Below are 15,982 nucleotides of genomic sequence, written 5' to 3' on the forward strand. Positions count from 1 at the left end.
CGCTGAGACTGGTCATCTCTCCACTTTAATGGCGGCTCAGAAATGAGATCGCATCTGCTGTATCGTTCAAGCAATCGAGGGAACAAGATATTTCCTATGAACTGGATTTAACACCTAGACAGGCATCGTACATCACCCCAGCGCAAAGTGGGAAGAAAGCGATCTTCTACACCTCAGCGCCGCCTGATTTTCGTTTGGAAGCCGCCGACGGGTATCTTTGTCCGAATGAATCGGCAACCGATTCGATTGAAAGAGATGATGGCAAGATTTCCAGCAGAATTGTTTAGACTTTCTGCATCGAGTGAGTTACCTGCCTTCTATCCAGACCGCACCCTAGACTATACCAATGAACAAGAATCGATCATGCGATCGATCTTCCGAGAAACGGTGCGGATTGGCTGGTCATTACCCCAGTACAAGTGGCTCGTAATGGAGCAATTTTGCAAGACAACAGCACAAGTCACTTCTGAGGAAGCAAAACAGATTCTAGAAATTCTGCGGAGCAAATGCCTAAATATCTAGTTAGAGATAGATGCTGGGGCAGAACAATCTAACAGCAGCGATCGCACAGGTTTCTCAACAAGGACTGCTTGATTGCCTGAATTGAATGAACAAGCGTATCTAATCTTAACACTGCTACATATCAATTTTGAGACGAATTAAGCAAGATGTCGTCATTCATTGGTTCTTATCGGCTGCCATCTTCCCACGTTAGGATGACGAGAAGCGTTGAGCTAAGAAGATATTTTTTAGTCGAAATTTCCTTTGAACGTATTGATAAAATGCAGAACGAGAAACAGATTGGCTCTCCCGTCGTTCAAGCGCAATTAAATGGCGCACAAACTTCACGGGTAGACGTGGGGATGATCCTTCAGCTAGCGGATGGCGAAATTCAAGCTTGCAATTCATCTGCTGAAAAAATCTTAGGGCTGAAAGCCGGAGCAATCGTAGGTTCGTCTGAGATACTTGCACCGTACACGGTTGAGAACATCATCGCGCAGGCTTCTCAAGATCATCGTTCTGCTGATCAAATGCTTCATCCTAATGGATCAGCTTTCACCAGCGACGCATCATCCGAAGTTCCCTCTCAGCTAAGGACTGTATTAAGTGTTACGTTGCAATCCGCGCAACCCTGCTCAGATGTTGTCATGGAAGTCCATAAGCCAGATGGCGATCCGATCTGGCTACTAATTAACACTCAGCCATTGTTCGCAACAAACCAATCGGCTCCCTATGCGGTAGTCTTGATCTTTACTGACATTACTCAGCAACGACAACAAAGCCACATTTCTTCGTTCAATTCGCCATCGTCGTTTTCTGCTGCTTCAGCATCGAAACTGACGCGGACTGATGCAGACTGGCAACGCATTCAAACGGCGCTCAAAGAAAGTGAAGCCCTAAACCAAAACTTCTTTGAAACCAGTGCGGACTGTGTGAAGGTGCTGGATCTGGAGGGGCGCTTAGTGTCAATGAACGGTCCTGGTCTCTGTTTGATGGAAATTGCAGATTTTGCTCCATTCATTGGTAAGGTGTGGGCTGACTTTTGGCAAGATCCCCACCATGAGTCAGCTCGAACGGCGGTTGAAACGGCGAAAGCAGGACAGCTAGGACGCTTCAGTGGCTTCTGCCGAACGGCGAAGGGAACCGCAAAATGGTGGGATGTAGTCGTTGCGCCAATCATGGATGCCCACGGCAAACCCAAGCAGTTACTTTCCACATCACGCGATGTCACCACTCAGCATCAGGCAGAACAGGCGTTGCAGGAAAGTGATGCTCGCCTGCGTTGTTTCGTCGATTCTAATATTGTCGGTGTGATTGTAGCGGATTTGGGCGGCGATTTGATCGAGGCGAACGACGCATTCCTGCACATGACGGGCTATAGCCGTGCAGACCTGCAAGCGGGGACGCTGCGTTGGTCTGAGATGACTCCGCCGGAGTGGGCTGACGTAGATCATCGGGCGATCGCCGAAATTCGGGAAACTGGTTCTTGCGCTCCCTTCGAGAAAGAGTATTGGCGCAAGGATGGAACTTGTGTGCCTGTTCTGGTCGGCGTTTCCCGACTACCAGGAGTGCAAGAAAAATGTTTTTGCTTTGTGCTGGATTTAACTGAGCGCAAGCAAACGGAAGCAACCTTGCGGGCAAGCCATGAACGATTAGCCCTGCTGAATGCAACCTCTAGTCAGCTATTAGCGCATCAACAATCCGAAACGTTGATTGATCAGATATTTCAGCAATTAGCCGAGCCACTGAAACTGGATTTCTATTTCAATTACTTGGTTGATGGCGATCCGCCCTTGCCATCGGAGCGAAAAATGATGCGGCTGAATGCTTATCGCGGTTTTTCAGCGGAGATTGCGGCTCAGTTTGAACGACTCGCGATTGGGGATGCCGTGTGTGGTTTTGTTGCCCTCACTCAGCAACCAATGATCCTTGACTCGGTGCAGCAGTCGATTGATCCAAGAACCGAACTGATCCGATCGCTAGGGGCAACCGCATACGCGAGTTATCCGCTTTTAGTGAATGGACAACTGATCGGAACATTCTCGTTTGCATCGCGCCGCCGGACACAATTTACCCCTGAAGAACAAACCTTATTGCGCGTCGTTTGTGATCAGGTAGCGACAACGTTAGAGCGACTCCGGTTGGTTAAATCGCTGCAACAACAAACCGAGGAATTGACCCAGGCAAATCGCATTAAAGATGAATTTTTGGCGGTGCTGTCCCATGAATTGCGCTCTCCGCTCAATCCCATCTTGGGCTGGACAAAATTGCTGCAAAGCGGCAAGCTCCAAGGAGCAAAAATAACAGAGGCATTGAACACGATCGAGCGCAATGCCAAACTGCAATCGCAACTGATTGAAGACTTGCTCGATGTGTCGCGGATTTTACGCGGCAAGCTAGTTCTCAATGTAGCGACGGTTGATTTAGCATCCACGATTACCACCGCATTGGAAACGGTAAAATTAGCCGCAGAAGCTAAGGCAATTCAAATTCAAACCCAGTTTGAGCCATTTCTTGAACCTGTTTCTGGTGATGCGGGTCGGCTGCAACAGGTGGTGTGGAATTTGCTCTCGAATGCAGTCAAATTTACGCCTACCGAGGGACAAGTCAGCATTCGTCTGACGAAAACGGAGGGTCAAGCCCAAATTCAAGTCACGGATACGGGGAAAGGAATTTCCTCGGACTTTTTGCCCTATGTGTTTGAACGATTCCAGCAGGAAGATGGGTCTACAACGCGCAAATTTGGCGGTTTAGGTGTGGGGCTGGCGATCGTGCGTCAGATTGTCGAATTGCATGGCGGCACAGTTTCGGCAACGAGTTTAGGAGAGGAGCAAGGTGCAACGTTTACAGTGCGGCTGCCATTGCTGCTGCATTCTGATCAAGCGGTAGCCTCTACGCCTTTAGAGCCACTTCCGGCATCAAGCAGGCTACTGAATTGCTTAAATGTGCTGGTGGTTGATGACGATGATGATGCGCGATCGCTAGTTGCATTTATTTTGCAGGAGGAGGGTGCAACCGTACAGGAAGCGAATAGCGCGATCGCAGCGTTACAACATCTCGATCAATCCACCCCTGATCTGCTTCTAAGCGATATTGGAATGCCCGAAATGGATGGCTATGCTTTGATTCAGGAAGTCCGATCTGCAACTGATGAGCAAGTTCGCCAAATTCCTGCGATCGCATTGACGGCATATGCGGGGGAACTTAACCAGCAACAAGCGACTCAAGCAGGGTTTCAGCGGCATCTTGCGAAGCCGATTGAACCTGATGCACTTATTGCTGTCATTGCTGAACTATGGCAGCAATAAGAACATTGATAGATTATGGGGCGTGGTATTCCCTAAGCAATGTTGGGGAATACTGCGCTTTGCAACCAGTAGCTAATAAAGGCTTTCAGCGTCGAGACGAATTCCTGGGTGTTGAAGGACTTTTTAATATAGCTATTGACTCCGTAGCGGTAGCAACGCTGAACTTCTTGAGGATCATCAAAGCCGCTCATGACTACGACTGGAATTTCCTTGAGTTTTTTATCTTGCTTGATCGTAGCTAGTACATTCAAGCCGTCGGTTCCAGGCAGATTTAAGTCCAGCAGAATAATGGAAGGACGAGGCGGAGTCGATCGATCGGCAGGCTCCTCCGTCCGATACAAGAAAGCGAGAGCTTCGTCGCCACTGGTACAGCGAAAAATAGAGTAAGACGTTGGAATTTGCTTGAGAACACGCTGGAGGGTGGCAAAATCCTCGTCGGAATCCTCAACTACTAGCAGTGTTGGAATTGGGCTAGGCATCACGGAAGGATCATCAAATTAGATACCTCCACTATGAAAATGTTCATAGCAAATGCCATCCTACTAGAGCAGAATGTTCACTCTACCGCTGTGTGGATTGACGTGCAAAGGCTATAGCAACCCTAAATCAGTTGTAAATTGCCAGATTGATCGTGCTCCCTAGCCCCCAAGCTTGGGGGAACAAGAGTCTTAGCCCCCAGAATTGGGGGTTTGGGGGCGTTCCCGGATCTTACAACTCAAACCGGATTGCTGTAGGTAGCTATGGGATCAAGTGAGTAGGCTATCTTTAACTCGCTTTGAGTTCAGTTCTTGAAGGGAGAAGACGTAACGGCTGTTTAGCATCTTTCATTCTCATGGTTCGCATCTGCATGACCTGCCGTTGAAACGAGGGTGTGAATTGTTCGCGACAATGACGACAATACCAATGTGTTTCTCGTCGCTGAATCTGTAGAAGTAAAGTGTGAGAGCAAATGAAGCACTGATTTGAAACGTCCATTATGAGACAGACCTAACGGATTTTGCGGATGCTATTGGCAGCTTAATCGGTCAGAAGTTGCTGACAAATCTATCACTGGACAGAGGAGGATATTAAGAGAATCTAAAGATCGAAATAGAGCTTGCTGATGCTGAAGATTGATTATTCCTCAACTGAACCAGGAAGCAGACTGACTCCAAACCAATACTCAAAAAATAGCTGGATCGTTCGCTTCAGTTGAGCGACATCGATCGGCTTAATCAGATAGCCATTCACGCCTTGTTGGTAGCACACTTCTACATCTCTGGGATTTGAAGATGTGGTAAAAATGACAACCGGAATCGTTTTGAGAACTGTGTTTTGCTTAATTTGCCGCAACACCTCTCGCCCATCCGTACCAGGAAGATTGAGATCAAGCAAGATTATCGATGGACGAACCGCTGAACCTGGATTATCACTCGCAACTTGGTGCAGAAATGCTAATGCTTCATCCCCCTCGGAGCAGCGATAGATGGGATTTTGGATCAAAGAGCGACGGGCAATGCGCTCAAAGGCAGCAAAATCTTCATCACTGTCTTCGATCACTAAAAGGGAGGCTTGAGAGGTACGAGTGGACGGAGTAGCCATGTTGTTACTTTTAACTTAAAAATCGAGCCAGTTTGCCTCATTGAAATAAAAATTCAAACCGACTGGGTTGGGGGTTTCAGTTTATTACAACTGCCAATCTAAGATTTCTGCAATCTGCTCGGCTAAGTGGAGTGGCTCAAAGGGCTTGGCAATCATGCCTGCGATCGCTAGGGATTCCGCTTGGTCGGCATCAATTGCAGGGAGTTTTGCCGTTAATAGAATCACTGGAATCCCCTGGGTGAGGGTATTTTCTTTCAGTTGCCGCAGCAGCGTGAGTCCATCCATATCGGGCATCATGATGTCTAGGAGAATGGCATCGGGTTGTTCTGTTGCTTTGACGAGTCCTTCCGCCCCCGATGCTGCCACCGTGACTGTCCAACCGCCCAGTTTGCTAAGACACGCTTGAATGACCCTAGCAAGCCGTTTTTCATCATCAATCAGCAAAATCCGCTTGGCTGACATACCGTAAGCCGAATTGAAGTTAGTCTCTGTCTAAAGTATCACTTTCGCTCTCGCTATCATCTATCCGTAGAAAGGAGTTCAGCCAGATGAGTTCTAAGCGACTCGCAAGGCTACGGAACAGGAATGGTGAAATAGAACGTGCTGCCTTTGCCGATCGCACTTTCGACCCAAATGCGTCCGCCGTGGAGTTCCACAATATTGCGGCTAATCGCAAGTCCGAGTCCAGTGCCACCGCAGTCTCGAATGTCACCTGCATCCGCTTGCTGAAATCGCTCAAAAATTAGGCTGAGTTTATCGTGAGGAATGCCACGTCCGTAATCTTTGACTTGAAAACAAATTGAGTGTTCAAGCCGTTCAGCTTTAAGACAAACTTGACGACCGGGGGGTGAGAATTTGATGGCATTGCCGAGGAGATTGATCAAGGTTTGAACCATGCGATCGCGATCGACAAAAATCTCGGCTTCAAGTGGCTCATCAACTAATTCCAGTTGCGATTCTTCTGCGAGTGGCTGTAGACTTTCCAGCGATCGCCGCATTAACGTGGCTGCATTCCACCATCGTTTTGTCAGGGTGAGTTGCCCCGATTCTAGCCGTTCGAGATCGAGCAGATCGTTCACCAGTCGCACGAGTCGTTCTGTGTCTTCCTTGGCGATGTCGATCATTTCCTGAGTGGTTTCCGGGTCGTCCATCAGCCGTCCGCTCGATAACAGTCCTAATGCACCTCGGATAGAAGCCAGTGGGGTTTTTAATTCATGAGACGCGATCGACAAAAATTCGCGCTTCATTCGCTCAATCTCATGAGCTTCGGTAATATCTTCGATCGTGCCCACATGACCCATAAGCTCGCCAGAATCAGAGTAAATCGGAGCCGTTGCCGCTCGTCCGACTCGCACAGTGCGATTGGCTTCGCCAAGTTCCGAAGGATCGCGATGAATGTAGCGAATCTCTTCACAAAATTCCGTTTGTTCTGCGGTTGATGCCAGCCAACGAGCTAACACTTGCCGAAAATCATCGGGATGGATGAAGCGATGCCAACCGTCTCCTACAGCTTCTTCAAAGGTATAGCCGCAAATGGCTTGGGCACGAGGATTAACATACGTGCAACTGCCTTGGGCATCAATGCGAAAGATGCCCACTGGGGCGGCTTCGCTTAAGACGCGAAACTCGGCTTCTGCCCGTTGACGTTCTCGCAGTTCTTGCTGAAGTTGGCGATTGAGTTCTAAAAGTTCGGCGGTGCGATCGCGGATGTGCTGTTCTAAGTCCTCATTTGCTTTTTGCAAGGCTAGTTCTGTACGCTTGCGTTCGGTAATGTCCCGCCATGAGGCGACAAACCCATCTTCGAGTTTTGCCAAGCTAATATCAAACGCGCTGAAACGATCGCGGAACACTAACTCATGCCGTTGGGATTCTCCAGTTTCCACCACATGGCAACAGGCGGCAAAGATTTCTGAATAGCAATCATCTTGAATGAAATCAGCCAGGGGTTTTCCGATGTGTTCCTCAGCCCTCATGCAATTTGCCATGCAGGTTGCCGCATTCACGTATTCCACAATGAAATTAACTATCTTCCCTTGGTGATCTCGAACGCTGCGATAAATGGCAAAACAATCGATCATATTCTCGATCGACGTATGAAAACGACGTTCACTGCGATCGAGTTGCTGATTTAATCGGGTTCTCTCAATCACCTGATGTACTGCGAATCGCAAACTTTCTGGAGTCGTTTTGCCTTTGATTAAGTAGTCGGAGGCTCCTCCTTTCATTGTGGCAACTGCGATCGCTTCATCTCCCTGTCCCGTGAGGATCATGACGGGAAGACCGCGTTCACTGTGCTGATCCTGCAATTGCTGCAAGAACTCCAGTCCCGTCATATCGGGCAACGAAAAATCGAGCAGAATGACATCGGGTGCAGTTTGCTGACAGAGAGAGAGTCCAACGGTTCCCGATTCCGCTTGCCAAATCTCATACTCATGCTGAGGATCGCGCCGGAGGTAACGCGCATAGATTTCTTGATCCGTCGGAGAATCATCGACAATCAGAATGGTGTATGGCATAAGTCTAACTGTCTCGTTGAGGCAGTGTACTGGCAATAAACCAATATTCCAACAAAAGCTGCATCGTTGTTTTGAATTTTGCGGTATTGATGGGTTTGAGAATATAGCTATTTGCTCCTAAGTGATACAGTGTCTCAATCTCCTTGGGATCGGTGCTGCCTGAAAGCGCGATCGTGGGAATCGATCTCAGACCTGCATCTTGTTTGAGTTGTTTTAAGACCTCCTTACCATCGGTTCCAGGCAGATTCACGTCTAGCAGAATGAGCGATGGGCGGGGAGCATTGCGCGGGTCTGTGTACTCTCCTTTGCAAAACAGAAAACGGAGAGCCTCATCCCCATCGGTAAAGCGGTATAAACGGCAGTTGATCTGAGATTGCAGCAGAAGGCGCTCAAACGCCACAAAATCCTCATCACTATCTTCGAGGATCAAGAGAATGGGAGGTAAGGAGTCTGTCATAACGGAGGTTGCTTCATAAAGGATTACGGTTTGTTCCGGCGGCGCAGGCGGCTCCATTCCAAGCGGCGGGTGATGCGGGCAATCAGTTCCGGTGGAATGATCGGCTTACCCACAAAGTCATCGGCTCCGGCATCGAACACCTGATGAATAATGTCCGCATCGCCGTAGGGGGTCATCAGCAGAATCGGCAAATCTGCCCACTGCGGAGCTTGCCGCACCACTTGACAGAGTTCAATGCCGCTGAATTTGGGCATTTCGACAGCTAAAATCAGCAGATCCGGAGCTGTTGCGGTCAGCACTTCCCAAAATTGTTCGGGATCTGCCAAGGTCGTCACTTGCAATCCCCACGGCGGCAATAATTCGATCAGTTGTTCAAGAAGTTTCGGTTCACTATCGACGATCAGGATCTTCGCTTCCGGTGGCGGAGCCGGATTGAGCAGTTTGGTCACGACTCTTAGCACCTCTGTGAGGGAAATCGGTTTATGGAGAAAGGCTTGTCCGCCTAAACGAGCGACAGTGATGCGATCGCGCAAGCTATTTCTCACGGTGAGCGCGACAACCGGAATTGTAGAATTTTGTTCAGCAAGTTCCGACAAGAGGCTTAATCCATCTTCATCGGAGTCTGGGAAAATCAGATCGAGCAGAACGGCATTTGGTGGTGGAGTGTCTGAGGTGTTCGATCGACGCAGAATCTCACGACCTTGCTGGAGAGTTGTAGCAATTTCGACTTGAAAACCTGCTGCGATCGCCGCTTGCCTCAGTAACTTGGTCAGCACGACATCATCATCAATAATCAACAAGCGACTGGGCTGAACTTTGGGAACGAGCGTAGGAATTGCAACGGCGGGAGTTGCTTCTAGGGCATTGGAGAGCGATCGCACCAGTTGTAAAAGTTGTCGCGCCTCTGTTTGCCCCAGTGATTCCGTTTCTTGAAGAAGTTGATCGATTTGCTGGGCAACTTGTGACCCTCCTGGCAATCCGATTGATCCGAGCGTTCCAATCAATTGATGCGCCTGATATTGTGCTTGTTGTCGTAAGCTTGGCTCTAGTTGTCCCGTGGCGAGTTGAGCCGCAACTTGCTCAAACACAGCGATTTCTTCGTTTAAGCTCGCTCTCAGTTCGGCTTGCACTGCTGCCACCTCTGCCAAAATTTCTTGTTGCAATGCAGTGCGCTCTGGGAGTGGGCGCGAAGTCGATTGTCTCTCTGTGGGCGGCGGATTCAGCCGATAGCCTAAACCATAAATCGTTTCAATCACTTCGCTGCTAATGCCGATCGTCTTGAGCTTTTGACGCAGACCTTTGACATGGGCAGCAACCGTTCCTTCGCCCGGAGCTTCTGAAGCATCCCAGAGGCGATCGAGGATCACATCCTTGCTAAAGATTCTCAGGGGATTTTCTAGAAATAGCTGCAACAATCGGAACTCTTTTGCCGTTAGATTGAGCGGAATGCTTTGCCAAGTGACACGACGAGTATCGGGATGGAGTTGCAAAGCATCCCAAGTGAGGGTTGCCGTAAAACTGGTACTCCGCCGTCGTAGCAGCGATTGGACTCGTGCCACCAGTTCAGCAATATCAAAGGGCTTGACGAGACAATCATCCACCCCCGCATTCAACGCTTGAACGCGATCGCGACTACTTGCAGTGGTCATTAACATCAGAACCGGAGCAAAATAGTTCTGCGATCGCAGCGATCGACATAAACTAATACCCTCTAAATCAGTTCCGGCATCTAGAATCAACAGGTCATAGTCATACGCCTGAATCATTTCTAGAGCCATTTGGCTACGATCAACTGAATCGATGGAATGTTGTTGGGCGCTGAGGGCTGTGGCGATCGTCGCCGCCGTCGAAGGTTCGGACTCAATCAGCAGAATTCTCACACAGACTCCTCAGCAAACAAACGTCTAGCAATCGTGGTAGGAGAATAAAACCAACTCCAAGAACACCTTTGCTGTACGGTATGAGTTGCCAGAGCGAGTCGAACATAGGAACAATGGGGGCAAGTAAGCATCTTAGATATGAGCGGCATTCGCAGAACACGGTGAAAATGTGCTGTCCTTGCATCAGGAGAAGCACATCTGCAAGCTGTCCCTTCAGGTTGCCTTGTGCAGCTTAGACGCTAAATTTGAAGGGATTTTGAAGGAATTCTTAAGTTTTGTTACACAGATAATCTGACAACCGCAAATCGGTCTTTGGATAGATCTATTTCACATACCGCTAGGGGATAAATTGATCTGCTAGGTATTATCCCTTAGCCAGAGTTGCTAATTGTGCAGTTCTTGCTTTCGGAATCGCAGTAAACTCAGCACATATCTCTGATGGCAAATCCCAATGAGGCGCGATCGTAGTTCATGAAGATGAGGTAACTTTGATTTAATCGTCCTGCTGCCGACGCTAAGCAAGCTTGAACCATTCTCGCGCCTTCTCCTGTTCACCTGTAACTAGCATGATGACGCAAAGCCAACGAACTGTTCTCATCGTCGATGACTTTTCCCAAGATCGCGAAACGTATCGTCGCTATCTGTCGAGCGATCCGAACGTGGCGTACACGATTTTGGAGGCAGAATCGGCAGAAGATGGTCTAACGCTGTGTCAATTGCAACAGCTAGATGGCATCTTACTCGATTTCCTACTGCCCGATTTAGATGGCGTTCAGTTTTTAACAAGATTGAAAGCGATCGCGGGCGATCGTTGTCCTGCGATCGTGATGATGTCTGGACAAGGGGATGCGTCCGTTGCCGTACAAGCAATTAAAAGCGGCGCAGAAGATTACTTGATGAAAGGTCGCATTACGGCGGATGAATTACGATCGACGCTCAAGAGTGCGATCGAGAATGCTGAACTCCGGTTGGCGCTGAAACAGACGGAGCAGGCATTACGAGAAAGTGAGGAACGCTATCGCGCGATCGTCCACGATCAAACGGAGCTAATTTGCCGCTTTCTCCCCGATGGCACTCTCACCTTTATCAATCATGCTTACAGTCACTATTTTGGAACGTCCCCCGAACGGTTAGTCGGGCAGAACCTAGTTCAACTGGTTCCAGAAGCGGATCGAGATAACGTTCGTCAACAAATTACATTGCTGAATGCGCTAACCCCTGACAATCCCATCCTGACGCAGGAACATTCAGTCCTCAAGCCTAGTGGTGAAATTGGATGGCAGCAATGGACAAATCGCGTCCTGTTCGATGCCGCAGGTCGGATTGTTGAATTTCAATCGGTTGGACGGGATATCAGCGATCGTGTGCGCGTCGAAGCGGAACGGGAAGCTGCCGAAATTGCATCACGGGAAAGCGAAGCACGATTGCGGCTGGCTCTGGAAGCCGCTTGTATGGGCACTTGGGAGTGGAATATTCTGACGGGCGAAATCATTTGGTCTGCCAATATGGAGCCGCTCTTTGGACTGGAACCTGGCAGTTTCGATGGGCGATTTGAAACTTTCGCGAATTGTCTCCATCCCAACGATCGCGATCGCGTCCTGAATGCGATCACCGATGCTATCAGTTTAGGAGAACCCTTTGAGCTTGAGTTTCGGGTCGTATTACCAGATGGTCAAGTGCGTTGGGCAGCGAGCCGAGGTCAAGCTTGTTATGATGATGCAGGCAGACCGATCCGTATGGCAGGCATAGACCTGGATATTACGCAGCGCAAACGGACTGAGGAAACCTTACATGAGCGTGAAGCCCTATTCCGAGGGGTATTTGAATCGGATCTAATCGGGATTCTGTTCTGGAATACGCAAGGTCAAATTACCGATGCGAATGAAGCATTCTGTGGCTTAACAGGCTACAGCCGCGAAGAACTTCAGGCAGGAGAAATCTACTATCAAACCATTACGCCGCCGGAGTACCACGAAGAGGATGCTCAGAAGTTTGAAACCCTGCGAACAACTGGAGAATGTTCACCAACCAAGAAGGAATACATCTGTAAAGATGGGAGCCGCATTCCGATCATGCTCGGTTGTGCCTTTCTGCCAGGATCGGACGATCACGGCGTTGCCTTTGTTCTCGATATTCGGGAGCAGAAGTCTCTAGAACAAGAACGAATAGACCTTTTAGCAGAAGCTCAGGAAGCTCGTCAATCCGCAGAACAGGCAAATCGTACCAAGGATGAATTTCTCGCGATCGTCTCTCACGAACTGCGATCGCCGCTCAATTCGATTCTGGGTTGGGCAAAGTTACTCCGCACGCGGAAATTTGACGCTGCAAAAGTCGAACAAGCTCTAGAAACGATCGAGCGCAATGCCCAAGCGCAATCCAGCTTGATCGAAGATTTGCTGGATATGTCGCGCATTCTGCGGGGTCAACTGAATTTAGAAGCGGCTCCCGTGCATCTCGCGCCAATTATCAATGTAGTGGTCGCAAATACGCAGCTTGCAGCCACGGCGAAACAGATTCAACTACGATCGCAGATTGATCCCGAAGTGGGGCGCATTTTAGGGGATGTAAACCGCTTGCAGCAGATCATCACGAACTTGATGACGAATGCCGTCAAATTCACGCCAAATGGTGGACAGGTGGACGTTTCATTAGAACGGATTGGAACGCAAGCCGCTGTGCGCGTGAAGGATACGGGGCAAGGGATCAGCACTGAATTTTTGCCCTACGTATTTGAGCGATTCCAGCAGGCAGAGAACAGCACTACCCGCGCCAAAGATGGGTTAGGGTTGGGACTTGCGATCGTGCGTCACCTCGTCGAACTACACGGCGGCACGGTGGCAGTTGAAAGTCCTGGAATTGGGCAAGGTGCAACCTTTACCGTGATGTTTCCCCTGATTGATGAGTGCGTTCAGCCAGAAACCGTTAAACCGACAGAAACGATCGCTAATTTAAGCCAGGTTAAATGTTTAATTGTGGACGATGTGCCGGACACCTGTGAGTATCTCCAGTTTGTGTTGAGCGAATATGGTGCGATCGTTGCCGTCGCGAACTCTGCGGCTCAGGCTTATCAATTATTTCAAAAATTTAGTCCTGATATTCTTCTCAGCGATATTGGAATGCCAGAAGAAGATGGTTATTCGTTATTGCAGAGAATTCGACAGCTACCTGCCGGGAAAAAAGTCAGCGCGATCGCGCTCACTGCCTTTGCTAAACCAGAAGATCGCGATCGTGCCCTCGCTGCTGGCTTTCAGGAACATCTACCAAAGCCCGTCGCTCCGGAGAATTTAATGGGTGTGATTGCCACGATTGTAAATTCATCACGGAAGCTCTAAAAGAACCGGATAGAATACGTGAGGAACTAACAACTCCTTTTTGAATATTCCTTTAAGAACTTCCCCCGATAAGGATGCTATGCCCGACCCGCAGCTAACGAGTCAGACCGAGATTATTACACCGGATACTGTTGACCTAACCAATTGCGATCGCGAACCCATTCACATTCCGGGCAGAATTCAGCCGCATGGGGTGTTGCTCGTGTTGAGTGAACCCGATTTAACGATCGTCCAAATTAGCAGCAATAGCAAATCCTTGTTGGGGTATTCCCCAGAAGAATTGTTAAATCAACCGCTCAGTCGCCTGCTCGATTCTAGACAGTTAAATGCGATTGCAGGCTGTCTATCAAAAGATTTTGAAAGCGTCAATCCCCTCAAAATTACGGTTCAGAATCAGGAGGAAAGCATTGTTTTTGATGGCATCATTCATCGCTATGCAGAGTCGCTGATCCTCGAACTAGAGCCATCTCAAACGAAAGAACCGACGGACTTCTTTGGGTTCTATCATCTGGTGAAAGGCACGATCGCCAAAATCCAAAACGCCCACAATCTGAGTGAAATGTGCGATGCGATCGTCAAAGAAGTGCGGCAGTTGACCGACTTCGATCGCGTCATGGTCTATCAGTTTGATGTAGAAGGCGCAGGACGAGTGATCGCAGAAGCCAAGCGAGATGCACTGACACCCTATCTTGGGCTGCACTATCCGCCGAGTGACATTCCCAAACAAGCCAAACAGCTTTACACCCTCAATTGGCTCCGGCTGATTCCTGATGCAGATTACCAGCCCTCAGAACTCGTTCCAGCGATCAATCCGCTCACCCATGAAGTCACCGATCTGAGTCTTTCTGTTCTTAGAAGTGTCTCGCCATTGCACCTCGAATACCTGCACAACATGGGCGTGGGTGCATCAATGTCAATTTCGCTGCTTAAGAACAAGAAACTGTGGGGACTGATTGCCTGTCACCATGATTCTGCAAAGTATCTCACCTACGAAGTGCGAACCGCCTGTGAGTTTCTCGGACAAGTGATGTCGATGGAACTGGCAGCAAAGGAGGAGAGTGAAGACTTAGATTACAAGATGAAACTGAAGTCGATTCAGTCGAACTTTGTCGAAGTCATTCCGCAACACGACGATTTACTCGATGGCTTGCTCAACAATGAAGCCAATCTCCTGGAACTGGTCGAGGCAACGGGAGCCGCGATTTGTTGGGATAACCAGTTCTACACGGTCGGTCGAACCCCCGATGAAGAGCAACTGAGTGATTTGCTGGCGTGGATCGAAACGCAAGTCGAAGGCAATGTGTATTCAACTGCAAAGCTACCCAGCCTTTATCCTGCTGCTGAATCATTCAGTAAGATGGCTTCAGGACTGCTAGCGCTCGCCATTTCTCGCGTCAATCGCAACTATATTTTTTGGTTCCGTCCTGAAGTCGTGCAAACGGTGAGTTGGGGCGGCAATCCCAATAAACCTGTCGAAGTATTAAACAGTGGGGAAGTCCGTCTATCGCCCCGTAAATCCTTTGCAGCTTGGCAAGAAACAGTGCGCGGACAGTCGTTACCGTGGAAGCCGTGTGAGATTGATGCAATCCTGGAACTGAGAAGCGCGATCGTTGGAATTGTCCTCCGCAAAGCTGACGAACTGGCAAAAATCAACCTTGAACTCGAACGCAGCAACAACGAACTCGATTCGTTTGCCTACATTGCTTCTCATGACTTAAAAGAACCCTTGCGCGGCATTCACAACTATTCCAGCTTCCTGATTGAAGACTACGCTGAGGTGCTGAGTGAAGATGGTGTCTCGAAACTGCAAACGCTGGTGCGATTAACGCAGCGAATGGAGGATCTGATCAACTCCTTGCTGCATTTTTCACGCCTGGGACGAGTTGAGCTGGACTTGCAACAAACGGATCTGAATGAACTACTCCAAACCGTGCTGGATGTGTTGAGCATTAGTCTAGACCCAGCCACCGTGGAGATTCGCATTCCGCGCCTCTTACCCACGGTGATGTGCGATCGCGTCCAAATGAGCGAAGTGTTTACCAACTTGATTAGCAATGCGATTAAATACAACGATCGCGATCGCAGGTGGGTCGAAATCGGCTTCTTAGATCCGGTGCGTTCCACGCGCAAACGCCATGTGGATGACGAAGAAACGCCCGAAATGGTGACAACGTTCTACATCAAAGACAACGGCATTGGTATTCCGGAGCATCATCTAGGCAACATCTTCCGCATCTTTAAGCGACTGCATGGACCCACGAAATACGGCGGTGGAACCGGGGCAGGACTTACGATTACCAAAAAAATTGTCGAACGGCATCATGGCGAGATCTGGCTTGAATCCGTCCCTGGAGAAGGCAGCACCTTTTACTTCACCTTGCCGCATCACGCCACCTAGCCTACAATT

10 protein-coding genes are annotated in these 15,982 nt (G+C 49.1%); 4 read left to right on the forward strand and 6 right to left on the reverse strand.

Annotated features, from left to right (window positions below):
- Positions 1 to 147 precede the first annotated feature (147 nt).
- Both ACQ4M5_RS39040 and ACQ4M5_RS39045 read left to right on the forward strand, forming a co-directional pair.
- On the forward strand, positions 148 to 522 hold the full coding sequence (locus ACQ4M5_RS39040) for a hypothetical protein (protein ID WP_430681181.1): 375 nt from the start codon (positions 148 to 150) through the stop codon (positions 520 to 522).
- A 260-nt stretch (positions 523 to 782) separates the two neighbouring features.
- Positions 783 to 3,809 (forward strand): PAS domain S-box protein, encoded by a 3,027-nt coding sequence (locus tag ACQ4M5_RS39045; protein WP_430681182.1) that lies wholly within the window; start codon positions 783 to 785, stop codon positions 3,807 to 3,809.
- Positions 3,810 to 3,841: 32 nt separating this feature from the next.
- Here ACQ4M5_RS39045 and ACQ4M5_RS39050 read toward each other — a convergent pair whose 3' ends face one another.
- The 6 genes from ACQ4M5_RS39050 to ACQ4M5_RS39075 form a co-directional block, all read right to left on the reverse strand.
- The gene (locus tag ACQ4M5_RS39050) at positions 3,842 to 4,288 is read right to left on the reverse strand and encodes a response regulator (RefSeq protein ID WP_430681183.1); all 447 of its coding nucleotides are present in this window, start codon (positions 4,286 to 4,288) and stop codon (positions 3,842 to 3,844) included.
- Positions 4,289 to 4,925: 637 nt separating this feature from the next.
- On the reverse strand, positions 4,926 to 5,390 hold the full coding sequence (locus tag ACQ4M5_RS39055) for a response regulator (protein WP_430681184.1): 465 nt from the start codon (positions 5,388 to 5,390) through the stop codon (positions 4,926 to 4,928).
- 84 nt (positions 5,391 to 5,474) lie between these two features.
- A complete protein-coding gene (locus ACQ4M5_RS39060) occupies positions 5,475 to 5,852 on the reverse strand; it encodes a response regulator (RefSeq protein ID WP_430681185.1) in 378 nt (125 codons plus the stop codon).
- Between the two features lie 110 nt (positions 5,853 to 5,962).
- A complete protein-coding gene (locus tag ACQ4M5_RS39065; protein ID WP_430681186.1) occupies positions 5,963 to 7,906 on the reverse strand; it encodes an ATP-binding protein in 1,944 nt (647 codons plus the stop codon).
- Positions 7,907 to 7,910: 4 nt separating this feature from the next.
- Positions 7,911 to 8,363 (reverse strand): response regulator, encoded by a 453-nt coding sequence (locus ACQ4M5_RS39070; protein ID WP_430681187.1) that lies wholly within the window; start codon positions 8,361 to 8,363, stop codon positions 7,911 to 7,913.
- A gap of 23 nt (positions 8,364 to 8,386) precedes the next feature.
- Entirely contained in the window at positions 8,387 to 10,243 is a 1,857-nt protein-coding gene (locus ACQ4M5_RS39075) for a response regulator (protein ID WP_430681188.1), read from the reverse strand.
- Positions 10,244 to 10,809: 566 nt separating this feature from the next.
- Between ACQ4M5_RS39075 and ACQ4M5_RS39080 the strand changes: the two genes are divergently transcribed.
- Together ACQ4M5_RS39080 and ACQ4M5_RS39085 are read left to right on the forward strand one after the other, a co-directional pair.
- Entirely contained in the window at positions 10,810 to 13,575 is a 2,766-nt protein-coding gene (locus ACQ4M5_RS39080) for a hybrid sensor histidine kinase/response regulator (protein ID WP_430681189.1), read from the forward strand.
- 79 nt (positions 13,576 to 13,654) lie between these two features.
- A complete protein-coding gene (locus tag ACQ4M5_RS39085) occupies positions 13,655 to 15,973 on the forward strand; it encodes an ATP-binding protein (RefSeq protein ID WP_430681190.1) in 2,319 nt (772 codons plus the stop codon).
- Positions 15,974 to 15,982: the final 9 nt, after the last annotated feature.

It is taken from the genome of Leptolyngbya sp. AN10 (assembly GCF_050565645.1).
GTDB lineage: Bacteria > Cyanobacteriota > Cyanobacteriia > Leptolyngbyales > Leptolyngbyaceae > Leptolyngbya.

What these genes read in the sequence shown, in the direction of transcription:
- ACQ4M5_RS39045 (WP_430681182.1), top strand. Translation starts at nt 783, where the DNA reads ATGCAGAACGAGAAACAGATTGGCTCTCCCGTCGTTCAAGCGCAATTA.
- ACQ4M5_RS39050 (WP_430681183.1), bottom strand. Translation starts at nt 4,288, where the DNA reads ATGCCTAGCCCAATTCCAACACTGCTAGTAGTTGAGGATTCCGACGAG.
- ACQ4M5_RS39055 (WP_430681184.1), bottom strand. Translation starts at nt 5,390, where the DNA reads ATGGCTACTCCGTCCACTCGTACCTCTCAAGCCTCCCTTTTAGTGATC.
- ACQ4M5_RS39060 (WP_430681185.1), bottom strand. Translation starts at nt 5,852, where the DNA reads ATGTCAGCCAAGCGGATTTTGCTGATTGATGATGAAAAACGGCTTGCT.
- ACQ4M5_RS39065 (WP_430681186.1), bottom strand. Translation starts at nt 7,906, where the DNA reads ATGCCATACACCATTCTGATTGTCGATGATTCTCCGACGGATCAAGAA.
- ACQ4M5_RS39070 (WP_430681187.1), bottom strand. Translation starts at nt 8,363, where the DNA reads ATGACAGACTCCTTACCTCCCATTCTCTTGATCCTCGAAGATAGTGAT.
- ACQ4M5_RS39080 (WP_430681189.1), top strand. Translation starts at nt 10,810, where the DNA reads ATGATGACGCAAAGCCAACGAACTGTTCTCATCGTCGATGACTTTTCC.
- ACQ4M5_RS39085 (WP_430681190.1), top strand. Translation starts at nt 13,655, where the DNA reads ATGCCCGACCCGCAGCTAACGAGTCAGACCGAGATTATTACACCGGAT.